The 16,004-nt window shown below is 35.2% G+C and carries 17 protein-coding genes; 3 read left to right on the forward strand and 14 right to left on the reverse strand.

Annotation, left to right across the window (positions count from 1 at the left end):
- Window positions 1-135: 135 nt before the first annotated feature.
- Window positions 136-438: a hypothetical protein gene (locus FGD67_RS06910; protein ID WP_257174313.1), complete on the reverse strand. Its 303-nt coding sequence runs from the start codon at window positions 436-438 to the stop codon at window positions 136-138.
- Window positions 438-971 (reverse strand): RHS repeat-associated core domain-containing protein, encoded by a 534-nt coding sequence (locus FGD67_RS06915; protein ID WP_257174314.1) that lies wholly within the window; start codon window positions 969-971, stop codon window positions 438-440. The genes FGD67_RS06910 and FGD67_RS06915 overlap by 1 nt, the downstream gene beginning before the upstream one ends.
- A gap of 366 nt (window positions 972-1,337) precedes the next feature.
- On the opposite strand from FGD67_RS06915, the gene FGD67_RS06920 reads away from it, so the two are divergent.
- Window positions 1,338-2,201, forward strand: a complete 864-nt coding sequence (locus FGD67_RS06920; protein WP_257174315.1) for an Abi family protein — start codon at window positions 1,338-1,340, stop codon at window positions 2,199-2,201.
- 106 nt (window positions 2,202-2,307) lie between these two features.
- Here FGD67_RS06920 and FGD67_RS06925 read toward each other — a convergent pair whose 3' ends face one another.
- The 6 genes from FGD67_RS06925 to FGD67_RS06950 form a co-directional block, all read right to left on the reverse strand.
- On the reverse strand, window positions 2,308-3,201 hold the full coding sequence (locus FGD67_RS06925; RefSeq protein ID WP_373567856.1) for a tyrosine-type recombinase/integrase: 894 nt from the start codon (window positions 3,199-3,201) through the stop codon (window positions 2,308-2,310).
- Window positions 3,202-3,268: 67 nt separating this feature from the next.
- Window positions 3,269-4,114: a toprim domain-containing protein gene (locus FGD67_RS06930; protein ID WP_257174317.1), complete on the reverse strand. Its 846-nt coding sequence runs from the start codon at window positions 4,112-4,114 to the stop codon at window positions 3,269-3,271.
- Between the two features lie 20 nt (window positions 4,115-4,134).
- On the reverse strand, window positions 4,135-4,872 hold the full coding sequence (locus FGD67_RS06935; RefSeq protein ID WP_257174318.1) for a hypothetical protein: 738 nt from the start codon (window positions 4,870-4,872) through the stop codon (window positions 4,135-4,137).
- Between the two features lie 29 nt (window positions 4,873-4,901).
- Window positions 4,902-5,630: an ATP-binding protein gene (locus FGD67_RS06940; RefSeq protein ID WP_257174319.1), complete on the reverse strand. Its 729-nt coding sequence runs from the start codon at window positions 5,628-5,630 to the stop codon at window positions 4,902-4,904.
- Window positions 5,620-7,176, reverse strand: coding sequence for a hypothetical protein (locus tag FGD67_RS06945; RefSeq protein WP_257174320.1), 1,557 nt, complete (start codon window positions 7,174-7,176; stop codon window positions 5,620-5,622). The genes FGD67_RS06940 and FGD67_RS06945 overlap by 11 nt, the downstream gene beginning before the upstream one ends.
- Window positions 7,177-7,327: 151 nt before the next feature.
- The gene (locus FGD67_RS06950; protein WP_257174321.1) at window positions 7,328-7,609 is read right to left on the reverse strand and encodes a hypothetical protein; all 282 of its coding nucleotides are present in this window, start codon (window positions 7,607-7,609) and stop codon (window positions 7,328-7,330) included.
- Between the two features lie 84 nt (window positions 7,610-7,693).
- On the opposite strand from FGD67_RS06950, the gene FGD67_RS06955 reads away from it, so the two are divergent.
- A complete protein-coding gene (locus FGD67_RS06955; protein WP_257174322.1) occupies window positions 7,694-8,503 on the forward strand; it encodes a hypothetical protein in 810 nt (269 codons plus the stop codon).
- A gap of 464 nt (window positions 8,504-8,967) precedes the next feature.
- Entirely contained in the window at window positions 8,968-9,285 is a 318-nt protein-coding gene (locus FGD67_RS06960) for a hypothetical protein (RefSeq protein ID WP_257174323.1), read from the forward strand.
- 54 nt (window positions 9,286-9,339) lie between these two features.
- Here FGD67_RS06960 and FGD67_RS06965 read toward each other — a convergent pair whose 3' ends face one another.
- From FGD67_RS06965 to FGD67_RS06990, 6 genes are all read right to left on the reverse strand, one after another.
- Complete coding sequence (locus tag FGD67_RS06965; RefSeq protein WP_257174324.1) at window positions 9,340-11,094, reverse strand: hypothetical protein; 1,755 nt, start codon at window positions 11,092-11,094, stop codon at window positions 9,340-9,342.
- A gap of 24 nt (window positions 11,095-11,118) precedes the next feature.
- Window positions 11,119-12,582 carry a hypothetical protein gene (locus tag FGD67_RS06970; RefSeq protein ID WP_257174325.1) on the reverse strand — a complete coding sequence of 488 codons (1,464 nt, stop codon included), beginning with the start codon at window positions 12,580-12,582 and terminating at the stop codon, window positions 11,119-11,121.
- 198 nt (window positions 12,583-12,780) lie between these two features.
- The gene (locus FGD67_RS06975) at window positions 12,781-13,617 is read right to left on the reverse strand and encodes a hypothetical protein (protein WP_257174326.1); all 837 of its coding nucleotides are present in this window, start codon (window positions 13,615-13,617) and stop codon (window positions 12,781-12,783) included.
- A gap of 165 nt (window positions 13,618-13,782) precedes the next feature.
- The gene (locus FGD67_RS06980; protein WP_257174327.1) at window positions 13,783-14,004 is read right to left on the reverse strand and encodes a hypothetical protein; all 222 of its coding nucleotides are present in this window, start codon (window positions 14,002-14,004) and stop codon (window positions 13,783-13,785) included.
- 2 nt (window positions 14,005-14,006) lie between these two features.
- A complete protein-coding gene (locus FGD67_RS21775; protein ID WP_306556789.1) occupies window positions 14,007-14,687 on the reverse strand; it encodes an RHS repeat-associated core domain-containing protein in 681 nt (226 codons plus the stop codon).
- A 143-nt stretch (window positions 14,688-14,830) separates the two neighbouring features.
- Window positions 14,831-15,970, reverse strand: coding sequence for a hypothetical protein (locus FGD67_RS06990; protein WP_257174328.1), 1,140 nt, complete (start codon window positions 15,968-15,970; stop codon window positions 14,831-14,833).
- Window positions 15,971-16,004 lie beyond the last annotated feature (34 nt).

Here is a 16,004-nt window from a genome sequence, read left to right on the forward strand (position 1 = left end):
CTATTCTAAAAATCAAACTAACAATTATTTATTCTTCTGTAAAACATGATGTTACTCAAAGTAAGTTGTTTTTGATGTGACGCAACAAAAAGCCCCGGCTAGCGAGGCTTTGGATTCAATATTAACTTTAAAAAATTAAATCTCTCCGCCAATCATTGTATGGAACTCAATAGCAACCCACATAAACTCCAAATAGCTTAAAACTACCCCTGCAATAAAGGCTAAAACCATTAAAAGAATAGACTTTTTAACAAATTTATATACATAGAGACTATAAACAATTGGCAAAGTTAATACGAGTATACTTAAGGTGTTGTACCAACCTTTTACTTGGTCAGCTCCAAAGACAAAAAACAAATCTAATACGCATAGCAAAAACAAGTAAGTTATGGCTATCGCTAAAAGCTTCAATATATGAAGCAGAGAACTTTTTGACATTAAGGATTACCCCTTTTACCCATTGTATTTTGAAGCATTTCAAGTTGGTTGTATCTTTTGATAACGTCAGTAACGAAATCTTGGCAGTTGTTTGTTACAAAATTATATCCATCATTTGGATAGTTTTTCTTAACATCTTTAACGGCATCCCGAACTAAATCATCATCATAACTTTCTGCGTCACATTGATACTTCCCTTTGTTTTTATTGTCATCAAAAACTCCACCTTTAGTGTAACCCCAATTATCACCAGTTCCATCTTCTGAAAAGATATGTTCGTGGAATACTGCTAAGTCCATTCCTGTTGCCCCACTTGTTTGAAAATCACCAGCAAATGAAAGAGGTCTAGTACAAATTTTTGCTAACCCCAGAGGGTCTACAAAACTAATAGGATTACCACCAACATACCCATAAGTATTTATCCCACCTGCTAAACCAATTGGATCTGACTGAATATAGCGCCCCAATTCAGGATCGTAATCCCTAAAGTAGTTGTAAACTAATTTAGCTTCTAGGTGCGATTGTTCCTGCATTTTCGTGAGGTTTAATTTTTTGATTTACAGGTGTTTAGGGAGGGTTTTGGCTGGTGAGTTAGCATATACATTTCCTTGTATCAGTTTAGTCTATATTTGCATTTTTTGTACTCAAGTTAAAGATAATTTATACTTAGGACAATATTCGCGAACATTCGGATTATCGATTAAATAAACCAAAATCGGTTGACTAATACATCCCTAATAGGTATATTTGATCTTAACAACGCCCGCTACTCCATTTATTGGAAGTCAGTGGGTTTTTTATTTCTAGGGACTGAAAAATAATAATTAATGCCATATCAACTATACAATAAGCCATATTGTGCTCCACGAGACTTGGTTACTCATATAGAGAATCAAGGGTTGACCATTCAAGATAAGGCAATGGCAGAAAGCTTATTGTCAGACATCAATTATTATCGCTTCAAAATTTACCTGAAACCGTTTTTCAATCAAGCCAATAATCAATTTCATGCAGGCACAACATTTGAAAATGGTGTTGAATTGTATCGATTTGACGATGAATTACGAGACATCTTATTTTCGTTTATTGGTAGAATAGAAATAAAGCTTAGATCTAAATTAGATCAAGTAGTAACTTGTCAAACACAAAATCCGTTTTGGTATTTAGATGATGCAAGCTTCGCTAATACAGGTGCAGTTTTTGGTTTAAGAAATATTTTAGCTTCTCAATTTCAAAATTCGAAAGATGACTTCTCTACTCACTTCAAACAAAACTATTACAACGACACTAACCCAAACTTTAAGCAGCTTCCGCCATTTTGGATGATTGGTGAACTAACAACATTTGGCAATGTTGTTAGTTTGTATAAGTCTATAGATAAGGGAATATTCAACGACCAGCCCAACCCGAATAAATTAGATGTTTTAGCAAGAGAATTTGGGGCAAGAAACCTTAAACAAATAAATGATTGGATTCGTGCGATTAAAGATGTTCGTAACCGTTGTGCCCATCATTCTAGAGTTTGGAATGCAAACTACAGGGAGCCAAGTGGTATCACTAACATGCTAAATATTGCCCCTGCGCACCCAAATAGATTATATCTATTCATAGCTCTATCACACAAAATAACCAAGTCACTAGGTATGGACTTTGACATTAAGACTTTAATGTCGGACCTATTCAATAAATATCCAGCGGCTAGCGCTAAAGCTAACTCAGCCGGATTTCCTAATAATTGGGAAACTGATCAATTCTGGTCATAAGTACATCACAATAAAGAAGAGTTTATTTTACTACTCACTTATCAACTATAAGTATAGAAATGATAGTAAATATAAACTCCTGCGAATTAATATCAGCTTAAGCAACTTATTGAGAGTCACGTTTATTCGAAAACGGATGCGTCTTCTCATGTACTTTTTTCAGATGCTTAATGCTAACAAGGGCATATAATTGAGTACTGCTTATATCTTCATGCCCCAACTGTTCTTGAACAACTCGAATATCAGCACCATTCTCCAACATGTGGGTTCCAGTCGCATATCTCAGGATGTGACATGCTCCATCTTCTGAAACACCAGATCTACGCACGTAATCTCCTACCAATTCAGTTAGCTTACTGCTAAGAATGCGTTTTCCTGTCATACCTAGAAACAATGCATCACCACTTTCAAATGTTGCTAATTCAGGTCTTACATTCTCAAGGTAGTCATTCAGTGCATCAATTGTTCTTTGCACAATTGGGATCGTTCTATCATAACTTCCTTTGCCTTTTCGAACTGTGACGGTTAACTTCTTAGCATCTACATGTCGAATATCTAAATTAGCCAATTCATTTCGTCTAATGCCTGAAGCATAAAACACTTCAATGATAGCTCTATCTCGAATACCAATTTTTCCCTTAACCAATGCTTGGTTAATAATTAATTCAACTTGCTCTTCATCAGGAACGAATTTTGGTAACCGTCTTCCTGTTCTGGGCAACGTAAACTTAGAAAAGTAGTTATCAGTGATAATATCGTAGTAAAACATTCGGTCTAAAAATGTTGTTAAGGCAATCAAACGTTGTGCCTGAGTAACAATCGACAAGGGTTCGTTATTTTTAGGTTTTCGATAGGCCGATACATATTTTCGATAATCTTCCATCACATATAAGTCAATGTCTTGAATACGTTCAATCCCCTGAGTCACTGCCCATCGGATAAACATTAAGACGAGGTTATTCTTCGTGTTAACGGTTGAATTGCTTTGACCTCTCGCCATACAGTCTTCGATGTAAAAAGCTAAACAGTCAGTTAATGTACTGAGTTTTTTAATTAATTCTTTCATATTAGTTCACCATATAACGATGTGATGAATTGAGTAACTGCTGCAACTCATCTTTCGGGTTAATTTCCTGGGTAATGAAGCTATTCGCATCAAAGCCGTTGGGGTATAACACCAGCATTACCGCGATGCGCTTTCTCTTAAGTAATTTTGCAATACGTCTAGCTTCAATTAACGTATTTTTTGTTGTCCCCATTGCTAAATAAATCGTTTTTATACCGTTATCCTTGAGTAACTTTGCATGTTGTTCATTGAAGTCACTACTCCCAATAGTAGAAATGGCATGAGTAAAACCATTGACCCACCAACTCAGTGCATCAATGGGGTTTTTACAGTAAATGAGTTGCTCATTATCTTTTAAAGCGGTGCAATTAAAAAAGCCGATACCATCAGAGTACCAATGTCTATGGTAAATTTTTCTAGGTTTAGACTCTGTTGTTATACGCCTTCCATAGCAGCTAACAATATGCCCTTGTTGGTTTAATAAAGGAAAGGTAACAGCACCATAGAACAGTTCATGCCCTGTAGATTTTAATAGCCCTAAACGCTGTAATGCGCCTCGGCTTATCTCCTCATCATTTTTAGATAACTTTTGTAATTCAAGCCCTAACTTTCTATTGGAGAAACCTAAATTAAAATGTTCGATAACCTTATCGCTGTATATTGCTCTATTTTTAAGAAACTCTATCGCATCAACAGATTGTAGTAATTCTTGATGATAAAACTTCATCGACATCTGAAGCATTGCATCATCACTAGACACCATGCTTAAACAGGCATCATCACTGGAAAGCGGATAGGCAATTCGCTCTCCAATGTTAATCTTTGGTGTGATTTCAGAGTTATGCATTACCGAAAGTTCTACATCAATTAAGCTTGATAGCGTTCATTGCGCATACCTACATTAGATAATGCACACGTTAAACGTTTATCAAACAACTGCCATTGAAAGGTATCCCATTCGCCAATATGCCGAGTAAGAAAAGGTAAATTCACCTCACATAAAGTTATACCGTATCGTTGAGCAATATAACTTGCCTCAGCAATATCAAAGCTAACACCTAGTACACTGGTAAAATAAACGATGGTTGATGTACCCAGTTGCTTTAACTCATCAATGGTCGTTTCTGACAAGCAGCTACCGAATTCACAAAAAGTATTTTTGTAGCCGTGTTCGTTAAAAGCAATCACATCAAGTGGTGAATCACATTTGATAGCGACATTATCAAGCGCTTCTAGCGTGAAGATAGGCTGATAAATAGGATTAAATACAGAGCCAATACTGTCACTTTCTGTTGGTATTATTTTAAGTCCAAATAGTTCAACCGTATTATCGTCATATGCCAAAGGCAAAGTAATACAGCCTTTGAATAACGAATGTTCAAAGACTGCGGTATCACAATAACCAATGCTATAGGTAGATAGGCTCAGTTCATCAATACCCAGCATTTTTACAAGGTAGGTTTTTATTCTTGGGCAATGTGCTAAACAATTACTATATTGTGCAACAAAACTGACAGGAACATTGCTAACGACAGAGTGACTATTTTCCACATGTGGATTTGAAAACGGTATTGAATGTTCAGTTGATACAGATAAATTATTCATCAGTATTTCCTCATTTAACGTTGTACTTATTAGTGTGAAACTTTAGTAACTTCTCTAAACTTGAGTTCGCGCACGTTATCGCATACCAATTCGGTTAAGCGACTTGATAGCAACGGCTCATCTAAGCTATTCGCCCATTCTTGTATAGGTGGATCAGATGTAATAAGTAGTGAAAGAGATGGCAGAACCGTTTCCAAGAGTGAAAACAACAAGTACATATCAACCAGCTCTAACTCATCTAAATGCCAGTTGCTAAGCATCAATAGATCTAGTTTTGATAGTTTTTCAAATAATTCAGTTAATTCATTATTTTTCTGTGCTAAGCGCAGTTCGAAAATTAATTGATTAAACTCAAGATGTTCTGTTGGATGCATTTGTTCTATCGCATGATTGGCAAAGCCACAACCAAACTTAATTTTGTCTTTTCCTACTGAGCCATGAATAACTAGATGTTGTCCTTTGGCTATCCAATTTAACGAAAGCAAATGTTCAACTTGACTACGCTTAATACTGGGTTGCTGCTTTAAATCAAAATCAGAAACCTCAGCACACGGATAAGGCAATTTGGCTTGGCGCTTAAGTCGCTCTACCTTTTGAATATCCTGATTTTCACTGACAATATCGAGCATAGAGAAGAAAAACTCATCTTTACTCATTGGCTCAAATGAGGGTGATGAACGAAGGCGAACATAAGCTCGCCCAAGCCCTCCCATGCGAACATCTTTGCTACGGGAAATTATCGCTTTATTAGTGTACATGGTGTTTTCTTCCTCCATTGTTATTTTGGGTTTGCTGTTGATATAACTGATAGGCTTCTTGAAGCCCTTCGTTCGAGGTTACATTGGCTTGTAAAGCGTCAGAGAAAGCAGTTACGGTTAAACGCCCAAGTGAAACCACCCACTGGCAAGTTTCTACGTATTTATCAAACTCACCTTTCTTAGCTAACCTTTGTATCTGCAAACAAGCCTTTCTTGCTTTATAATCAGGCTCTCCAGCGCCTTTGTATTGCGCTTCAACTAAAGTGACAACAGATGCATCAATTTGACTAGCCCATTCAATAAAATGCGCTTTATTTTGCTCAACGAGCACTCGATGATTCATGGGCATATGCTCTGGTTTCATTGAATCTCTCTCACCTTTTTTAAGGCGGGTATGAATACAAACAGTTTTGGTTTTGTATTTTATTTCCACTTCATTTTTAGTAACAATAACGGTTACTTTTTGACCTTTTAAGTTTTCTGGTATCGAGTAATGACCACCCTCAAAGACAAATTTGTAATCTTTTTGAACCGTAATAACATGCGTTTCAATCGGGAGAGGAAAGCGTTTGCTGTTTAACTCTCTGAGTGCTTGTTGCTCACGAACTAAAAAGCGCTGTGTACTGGTATCATTCGTTTTAGGTGAAATTTTGTTATTGATTTCTTTAACCTTACTTTGAAGCCAAGTGTTAAAATCATCTAAATCTAAAAATGTAAGCTCTCGTGCATAAGCTAAAATAGCATCGACAAATTTTCTAACAGTTCGCTCAGCGCGATAGTTATATCGTGGACTTCGAATTGGAATATCAAAAGGAATAAAATCATAGTGTTCAGAGAACATTCGATACTGAGCCGTAATCTTTTTAGTGTTTTTTCTGCTTGTGCGTAAAGCTGCGGCATTGTCTGTTACAACAAAAACCGGAACACCATTTACATCAATAAACACCTGCTCTATAAAATTGAGCCAAGATTCTTGGTTTTCATTAACATAGCCTTTCATGAACGCAAGATCTGAATCACCAAATGCACCTGCAAATAAACTAACGGGAATGTCCTTGTTTATCCCTATGTAAACTTTAGAGCCTGCGATATCGCAAAAGAAATAATCTCCAGGTGCTTTGAATTGCGTCATACTGCGATCAGAATCATCACGATATGATTTCAAGTCGTTGTAAAAGGTAGTACGACCAACGCCTAACGCACCATGTTCAAGTAAAAATTCGCGCCAATAATCTTCTTTCTTTAAATTTCCCTTTTCATGTGTTCTGTCATTTAACCGCTTATATACCTCAGCACAATTTGGACGGATCAAGTTTGATTTTCTAAATGGATAATTAGGAAAAAGGCAGGTAATTAGCTCATCGTTATCAAGTGATTTAACCTTAGGCCATGTTAAACCAGCCGTTAAAGCAGACTTAAAGTAACGGCTTACCGTTTGGTGACTTACCTCTATATGTCGAGCTATTGCACGATTAGACCATGGAGATAAATACTTAAGCTTAAGCAAAAGTCGTGCTTTTTCGCCTGATATCATGTTTTTATCCATCAATAATCTCCCTCAAGAAATCAGAGGATTTCTTGACAAAAGCTATAGCTTGACTAGTATTGATGGTGTCGGGTCTCAAACGACAAAATCAAAACGTAGCCTCTTGTGTTAACCCACGAGGGGCTTTTTATTTGCGTCTCAAACGATTACGTCAATTCATATCTTTACCTTCTACTTTTTGAATATTATCCGTAGCCTGTAGCGCCATAAAACGAGCCACTTCTACCGTTAACGCAAAATGTCCCCTGCGGTTTGGTATTTTAAAGACGGGAATAGGAAATATGCCTTTACTAACAGCTTGATGAATAGCAGCAGTGCTGGAATAGTTCATGGCTTTTTTCAAATCACTGACGGTTAGAATTGGTGTCCCAAATAACTTAAGTAAATCGCACTCGATTTTCTTTGTTAACGCTTTAAGCTCTATCTCTGTCATGGTAAAAACCTTCCGAACCTATCCTCATCTATTTAAGGCTATACTGAATATTAAAAATATCGAACGGAAAGCTTTTTACATGTAATGGAAAATAATAAAACCACGAATAAGGGTAATAACTCCTTAAAAAGACAAGCGAATATTGCTAACTATGCGAGGCAAGAAGAAGGTGTTCTCTTAACTGAATCTAATACTTTGTCTTTTAATAAAAAAACTCTCGCTTGCAAAGCATGGAATAACAGTGGCTATAAATCGTTATCAAATGAGATCAGATCTATGTCATCTCAGTTTGCACTTTTGGAATACATGAATCGTAATAATATCAATTCTCTAGAGGAACTTTATCCAAGGTTAAAACAGGAACAAATAACAACAGAAAATGAAATAAGGAATGGAGATTACAGAAAGAGGTTAACTGGCACAGCCTTATCAAAAGTTAGCTTCAGAAACTTCAACAAAGCCACTAATTATCGCTGCTACTCAACACTGAATCATTGCTTATGGCTTTTACTACAACAAAACTCTTTATTGCTCACCAAGCCTTTCAAAATTATCAACGCGCTTCCAAAATCAATCAGACTTCAACTTATCACCAAACCAATATATAAGAATTCAACTTTTAGTGACTTAAGATCCGTAGTAAAACAATCCTACAAGCAACAACGTATTTCTTTTTACCTTTTAAACAATCTCGATGGGTTCACGGCTTTATTAATAACAGTCATTTTTCAGCTAATCATTTGGCAACAAACTAGACCAACAAATGCAGAGTTGTTAGCTGGCAAAATGTTTAATGAATTATTTGAAGTAAAGTTTCCATTAGCAAAAGCAGAAGTAATGAAAATAAAAATAGAAAGCCTTTTAAAATTTTACGAAGATCGAAGACAGCATTAAAACCATTCCTGTAGAAGTTTTCGACAACCACACTTCAAGTAATCATTAGCAAATTAAATCTATCCTCTTATTTATTTTTAGTTTAATAATATAACGTTATTATTGGTCCACGATAACTGAATTAATGGTAAAGGATAAATGAACTGACTGGTCTTAGGCGCTGGACTTTAGAATTGTAAAATACGGGGTTCAAGGAACTTTAATCCACCGCCAATAGACCGTTAATCCACATTGGTTGGACCATAAAAATACAATAACGTGGACCATGTTTTATAAGAGTATTGATTTATTATTATGTTAATTATTTACTAAACAAGCTTAAGTTAAGGCACTTTTACCTTAGCAGCTTTTGTTGTGAAATAATATTTTCTTGCTCAAATACTACGTTTTAGATCCATCCATTATTGGCGACTTTAACATTGATTTTTTATCATTAACCTTGGTTAAGTATGATGGATAAGACGATGAACACGATAGTTTCAGACTGGAAAATTGTTTCTGTTATGGACGATAACGAATTGGTTGGTAAAGTTATTTATGCGACTGTAGTTGATGATATGACTTGCCGTTTTTTTAAAGGTGATTATGTATGTACTTCTAGCATCGAATCAATCAGCATAAAAAGCCAAATGATCTTCACTGAAAGCGGCAGTATTTATCAACTAATAGGTAATGGCTCAAAGGCCAAAATTGATATGAAAGATTTTGAGTTACTACGCAACGGCTTCAGCCCAGAGATGATCAACCAACTCAATTTGACACCAAACGACTATTTTCACTAAGTGGCAGATAGGCAAAACCAGCTTCCGCTGGCTTTGAGAGCAAATTGGATATTTCTATTTCTTAGCCTTTAAAACATCCATGATAGGAGCGTTAGTGACCCCTTGAGGAATAATAGGATCATCATCTATTGTTATTGCCGTTTGTTCAATGTCATTTGTTCCAACTTGCCATGCTTCCAATACAACTAAGTTATTAATTTTAATCCCACTAGTTAAAGTGTCGAAGCCAGCAACATATTGCCCAGCTTTCATTGTTCCATAGCCCAAAATAAATGATTTTTGAGAGCTAAACTCTAATAAAAACCGATCTAAATTATCCAATGTTTTAGGGGTCATAGTGTGAATTCTAGAAACTGACATTATTAATTTTCTATCATGATTTTTTGTGAAGTTTTCAGACAATACAACCTTATAATTGCAAGGTTCTTTTGCAGAGACTCCTTTAATTATTGATACTCTTAATCGATTCGATAGATCTTCTTTCCCAAGCTCTTCCTTTAATCCTTCAATAATTTTTTTACCCACATCACCATTACCAAACAACAAATCTAAGCCCAATTCTTTAGTGGGGAATTGACTAAAACCTACACCAGACCATTTAGCTTTGTCCCACAAGCGAGGTTTAATAATGCCATTAATAATAAGGTCTTGATGGCCAATTCTTTCTCTTTGACTAGAGAAATTCACAGCATTTTTTGATGTTTCATTGGTATTTTGGCTTTCTTTATTCTTTGGATAACCGATATCCCAAGCTACTTTCCGAACTAAAGTATATTGTTTATCTTCAATATTACTAAATAAAGCTTTAACTCTTTTAACAAAATCATGACCTTGAATATTGTGTAAGGCCATAAAGCTTGTGCCAAAAGATAATGATCTCTCTATAGCCCTATCATCTTTAAACATTGCTTCTAATAGCCTTTCAGGATCTTTAATGTAAAAAAATCTTGATAGTATTTCTATTGAAAACTCCGTGAACCATTGCTGAATCTCACGTTGGGCAGAAAGATTCATTTCTTCAATGTTAAAGTTTGAACACGTTATCTCTATATGTAAATTTTGATCTAAATCTTCAATATCATGAGTAATACAAATATCATCGTCATCATCTGCAATTATTTCAATTGAAATAGAAGACTCTATTGGGAAAAAGTCATCAACCCATGCTGTAGCCAATAGTCCTTCTAACATAGCTAAAATTGACTCGGCCAATTCAATGAAAGGTGTTTTCTGAGGGTAGTTAATGGATATTTCTCCCCCTAGAAGATAAGATTTAATATCACCACGCTTACCTATTATATCATTGAATATTCTAATATCTTTTCCAAGGTCAATGTCTCTAACCATAATCAAAAAGTCGTGATGTTTTTGATCAATAGTGACCTCATACTCATCAGAGAAATCATCTTCATACCCTAAAGTACAAAGCAGCATTCCTCTTGAACTCTGTAACCCAAGCTTATCCAATAGGTTAGGAAGAGATGTTAAATTTGGTAAGTCTAAAAAGGGGATATTTAGGATTAGATGACTTATACACCCATCAAAGTTAATGATTTCGTTTTCAGTAATGACGTTATCATCTAGACCTGACTGGACAATCAGTGCCAATTCGAACCAGAGTAAAGACTGGCCTAATCTTCCTAGCTGCAACTCCATCCAGCTCAATCGAACATAAGCGTTTACTTGTTCAATACTCAGTTCATCTTGTTTCCAATATTTGTCTGTTAACATCGATGCTGCAAATAACATGCTAGCTCTAGATGCCCAAGGTAAACCAACACTCTCATAGGCCGCTGATATTATTCTCATAGCAAAGATCATTTCACTTGATGACTATTCTTTATATAACCCGGCCAATGATTTTCCAATTAACTTAATGGCTTGATATGGTTTACCTGACTCTAACCTTCTTGCACCTCTTTTAAGGTAATTCCACGAAGCGGCAACATCACCATCTCTTTTAGAAGACTGCTCAGTTAAGTAGTCTAGTAAATCTTCGTATGCTTCAATCTCCATAAAAATATCATCAACAGCGGAAATTAAATAGAAAACCTGTTCAAAAGGATAGCCAACAAGTGATTCACTTTTTTGAACAATATCGTGAAGAGACTTAAAAGTAGGTCCTGCATCTTCAATACAGTTTAGGCTTTGCAATTCAAAAATGGCTAGTTGAGTTTGTGCGTATAAAGAATTACTAGGTTTCGTATCATCGTCAGCTATCTTGGTGATAAGTTTTATAACTTTGTTTTTTACTTCCAAAATGTTATTTGATAATGAAACACCTGTAATTTTAGCATGACCAATTGCAACATTAAGTAAAGTAACTACCTTTTCCCACTTTGCTGAACTAGTTGATTTTTCAATCGCTTGGAAAGCCAAAATTAAATGTTCTTCAAAAGTAGATGAGTTTTCATACCAAAAATGAGATTTCCAAGCGTAGTGGTAATGTGCTTCCAAAAGTTGCTGGTTATTACCAAATTTATTAGCAATTTTTATAGCTCTTTCAAATAAACCCTCTACTTCAATTTCTGTATTCTCAAGTTCAGCATTCAAAATTGCTATTTGTAAAAACCAACCAACTTGTTCATTAGTAATCTCTTGTGGGTTAACTTCTTGGTTAATTTTTTCATTAAGTTCATCCAGTTCTTGGCTTTTTATATAATCATTTGAACCAATATGCTTCTCTCTACTAAAAGTTACAGGCATAGCCAGCGTATCAATAACTATTTGCTCAAGCTTATTTTTATAAACCTGATTTAAAATCCAACTTAAATCTAAAATTATTACATCAAGACCTGTTTCTTTAGCCAATAAGTCTTCAATTTTTGCTCTTTGGTCAGACTTAACATATTGGTTACTAACGAAATACGCTTTCTTATATCCTCTTTCTGTGCCTTTAATCTTTCGAACATCACTCTTACATTTAACATCCCAATCAACTCTAGTACTTACGGCAAAGGCCCACCGTTCTTTGTGAGAGGTATCATTTATACCTTCAAACCATAACAATTTATTTTGCTCTGAGACTGGAAATGTTTGAGTGTCAGTTTTTCCATCACCACCAGCAACAGGGCCTGTCTGTTCCAACAGATTTGGACATACTATTTTTTCACATAGTCTCTTGGCAAAATCTTCAAACTCTAATTCTTGGCTGCGTTTATTTAAAGTAGCAAGGTAATGCTCCAGTACTGGCCTTTCTAATGAACTTATTTCTTTTTCAAATGAGTCAGAAAATTTTTCCGGCCTACGTCCTTTTAAAAACTGTTTTTGTGAAAATTTAGTTTTTTCCGTAGCCATAGAGCTGTACCTTGTATCTTAGTAAGAAGTGAATTGCTGCAAAAGTTATCTTATACATATAGCCAACAACTGTATATTTCAACATGTATCAATAATTAAAACGCAGTAAAATCTGAAAGTTAATGCTACCAACGTTCTGAATTATTATTAGCTTTTCCATAGAGGCAGATAGGGTTTTAATGTTATTTGGTTCTCAATTTATCTAATGTTCATTTCTTTTTTTATTCGATGCTTTGCTGTTTTAAATTGATCATCACTAATAATTTCATCAGGCCCAAGTGCAAGACCAATATTGAATATTGAAGTAAAACATTGATTCGACATGTTCATGACTTTTACTGAAATATTATGATGCCTATTTTCATAATTTTTTAAAGCGGTAAAAAAAGCTCTAATGGTGTCTACAACTGATGAGCGTGTTGATTTAGTCCCTGCTTCAGTAATAGAGTCGCTTGCTTCAATATCGGCACAATCCGCATCAATACCAATCGCATCGATTACCTGAGTAATATTTGGCCAATACTTCAAATCATATTGATAGAACAGTTGGTTAAATTGTTTTTTCGGGTTTGATTGAAATAGATAATTATCTTGAGCAGCGTCATTAATTACATCAGAAATTGAATAATAAGTGTTACTGCTCATTTGTGTGCAATTATTCAGCTCACTTCTTTTTTCTATAAGTTCAGCTAAATCAAATGCCTGTTTTGCAATCTTTCTATTCAGTTCTTGCAGCGATTTTTTATCTTCTCTAGATTTCTGTAAATCACTTGGCTTAGTTATTGCCAAAATACCTAACAAACAATCTAAAATCGAGTAACGTTCCATAAAGTTAAACTTTTCATTTAATTGCAAACAAAAACATTCAATTTCATCAAATCTACTTAAAAGTTTATCAATAAGGAGGTTTTCACTAGGCCAAATTTTCTTATCGAGATTATCTGCTTTTCTACTAGATAAAGACCGTCTAATAGACTCTGTTGTGCCTTCTCTTAGCACATCAATATGTGAGGGTAGTTCAGTTATACTATTCATAGCTATTTCCTTTTATTAATTCAATACCACTATATAACTTCCCTCAATTTACGAAGTATCTGAATCAGATTTAATTATTGAAATTTCAGTTACCCAAAAACAAAAAGCCCCGGCTAGCGAGGCTTTGGATTCAAATCAATATATATTAGTAAGAAATGGTCATAATTATTTCTTGTGAATCTGTCTGTTTATTTTTCGCAGCCAATTACAACCGAATAATCCGGCAAAGACTCCAAAAGAAAACCAAACAACAATAAACATATCAAACACCATATCAGATGCATTATTACCTAGTAATAAATAGACCCAATAGAAAACATAACCAACCCCGATACCCGCAATTGGAAATAAAATTAAGTAGATTACGTACATCATTTTACTATTCATAACTAATTTCCATTTCCACTAACATTGACAGGTAGGTTACTAATAACTCCACCAACAGTATTCCCAATAGTCACACCACCAGTTATCAGATGAGAGTTAGGAAGTCCATGCAATGCATTGGAACTTAAAAACAACTGTTGAGATAGAGGAAGTGAATTAAAGTATGATTGATTCATTTTTGAAATAATACCAGACGTACCATTTCCTACACCCGATCCCAATCCACCAAAAACAAATCCATTTAAAAATGAGTTTTCAATACTATCACAACTTCCAGTTAGCTCATTTTTACTTGCAGTTACGGCTGCGCCAATAGCACCACTACCAAATGCATTTGCAGCGATATTTTTCCCCCATGATAATCCCTTGGTTAGGTTACCAAGACCTCCACCTAAAGCACCTGTTGCTGTTGATGCTGCAAACGATCCCCAATCAAAAGGACCGTCAGAATTATATTGTGACCAGGCATTCAAACCTCCACCAATAACACCTCCTACAACACACCATGGGCACAAACCACTCGGATCTGAATAGGATATAGGATTCCCACCAACATACCCATAAGTATTAATACCACCCGCTAAACCAATCGGGTCACTTTGAATATAGCGCCCCAATTCGGGGTCGTAATCCCTAAAGTAGTTGTAAACTAATTTAGCTTCTAGGTGTGGTTTTACCTGCATTTTCGTGAGGTTTAAGTTTTTGATTTACAGGTGTTTAGGGAGGATTTTGGCGGTTGAGGTAGCATGTACATTTCCTTGTATTAGTTTAGTCTATATTTGCATTTCTGCTGTCTTAACTAAAGACAATTTTAAGTTCTTTAGCCTTAGAAATTTCCTATTCTCATTTTATTTATAGTATCAGAGTTAGATAAGCGATAAGTTGTTTCATCATTGTATGCAGATCGAACAAAGTATGTCCCACCAGCAAATCTGATTCCCCAGCCAGTTAATCCTTGCTTATCACCATTGATTGATAAAGTTCCAACGCGTGCATGGTTAGCTACATGAATCATACCACTCCATTCAATTTGATCATTCTCCCACTCATATCCTAAATTTTTAATGAGAGCAGTTTCAGAAGAAAAAGATAAATTCGAAAATAGTAAACAAAATTTTGTCTTAAATTCTTTATCTTTAATTTTGAAAAGACAGTCGTTGTAGCTAATAGTTTGCCATATGCCTCTACTAGTTTTGTGTGTAAAACCTTCTTCCTGTTTAAAGTATTTAACCTCAACACCAAACGGTTCTTCAACAAAGCCTTCAGATATAAGGTGCTCTTTAGGATATAGAATGAAGTCAATACGAACATTTGTATTTTCTGCTAAATGAACTCCTGGTACTTCTTTATAAATATGAAAATCTTCTTGTAGGTGAGTGGTAAACCAGTGCTGTAGCTCTTTTTCGCTTGTAAATCTATCTGTTTTTTCTTTGCGTTCAGAGTAAAGCTTTTTCTTACGTTCTACTGTTTGCGCAATTAGGCTTTTTATAACTTTTTCTTCACCAAACTCTTCTTCAAATTGCTCAAGTAAATTTGATAGTTTTTCGTTTGCTTCTTCTAGCTGCTGTTGTTCTTTACTATAACTACTTTCAAAGCTTTCAGGAGACCAACCGTGAATTAGAGATGTAATTGTTCTTTCTTCTGAATAAGTCGTCTGAAGTTTTTCATGCGCCTTTTGTCTAATTTTGTCTCTTTCTGTTTCTATTGAATCATCAAATAATTTTGGCTCAACCCCACCATTTATTTCTAAGGCAGTATCTCGTTTTAGTGATTGCCCCCTCTGCCAGCCACACTCTTGGCATTGATATACATAGTGCTTACCTCTACCGAAGTGCCTTACTCGCAACTCTTTATGCTCTTCACAGTCATGAGGTTGCAATTCAGGAGCTTGTAAAAACTGTTCCCTTTTTTCACGAATAACAACTAATTTTTGATATAACTGCTCTTCATTTATTTGTGTTTCCATACTTTATTTTAATACTCCAAAAGGTTTTCACATT

Origin of the sequence: Colwellia sp. M166, from assembly GCF_024585285.1 — a bacterium.
GTDB lineage: Bacteria > Pseudomonadota > Gammaproteobacteria > Enterobacterales > Alteromonadaceae > Cognaticolwellia.

What these genes read in the sequence shown, in the direction of transcription:
- FGD67_RS06910 (WP_257174313.1), bottom strand. Translation starts at nt 438, where the DNA reads ATGTCAAAAAGTTCTCTGCTTCATATATTGAAGCTTTTAGCGATAGCC.
- FGD67_RS06915 (WP_257174314.1), bottom strand. Translation starts at nt 971, where the DNA reads ATGCAGGAACAATCGCACCTAGAAGCTAAATTAGTTTACAACTACTTT.
- FGD67_RS06925 (WP_373567856.1), bottom strand. Translation starts at nt 3,201, where the DNA reads ATGGCGAGAGGTCAAAGCAATTCAACCGTTAACACGAAGAATAACCTC.
- FGD67_RS06930 (WP_257174317.1), bottom strand. Translation starts at nt 4,114, where the DNA reads ATGCATAACTCTGAAATCACACCAAAGATTAACATTGGAGAGCGAATT.
- FGD67_RS06935 (WP_257174318.1), bottom strand. Translation starts at nt 4,872, where the DNA reads ATGAATAATTTATCTGTATCAACTGAACATTCAATACCGTTTTCAAAT.
- FGD67_RS06940 (WP_257174319.1), bottom strand. Translation starts at nt 5,630, where the DNA reads ATGTACACTAATAAAGCGATAATTTCCCGTAGCAAAGATGTTCGCATG.
- FGD67_RS06945 (WP_257174320.1), bottom strand. Translation starts at nt 7,176, where the DNA reads ATGGATAAAAACATGATATCAGGCGAAAAAGCACGACTTTTGCTTAAG.
- FGD67_RS06950 (WP_257174321.1), bottom strand. Translation starts at nt 7,609, where the DNA reads ATGACAGAGATAGAGCTTAAAGCGTTAACAAAGAAAATCGAGTGCGAT.
- FGD67_RS06955 (WP_257174322.1), top strand. Translation starts at nt 7,694, where the DNA reads ATGGAAAATAATAAAACCACGAATAAGGGTAATAACTCCTTAAAAAGA.
- FGD67_RS06960 (WP_257174323.1), top strand. Translation starts at nt 8,968, where the DNA reads ATGAACACGATAGTTTCAGACTGGAAAATTGTTTCTGTTATGGACGAT.
- FGD67_RS06965 (WP_257174324.1), bottom strand. Translation starts at nt 11,094, where the DNA reads ATGAGAATAATATCAGCGGCCTATGAGAGTGTTGGTTTACCTTGGGCA.
- FGD67_RS06970 (WP_257174325.1), bottom strand. Translation starts at nt 12,582, where the DNA reads ATGGCTACGGAAAAAACTAAATTTTCACAAAAACAGTTTTTAAAAGGA.
- FGD67_RS06975 (WP_257174326.1), bottom strand. Translation starts at nt 13,617, where the DNA reads ATGAATAGTATAACTGAACTACCCTCACATATTGATGTGCTAAGAGAA.
- FGD67_RS06980 (WP_257174327.1), bottom strand. Translation starts at nt 14,004, where the DNA reads ATGAATAGTAAAATGATGTACGTAATCTACTTAATTTTATTTCCAATT.
- FGD67_RS21775 (WP_306556789.1), bottom strand. Translation starts at nt 14,687, where the DNA reads ATGCAGGTAAAACCACACCTAGAAGCTAAATTAGTTTACAACTACTTT.
- FGD67_RS06990 (WP_257174328.1), bottom strand. Translation starts at nt 15,970, where the DNA reads ATGGAAACACAAATAAATGAAGAGCAGTTATATCAAAAATTAGTTGTT.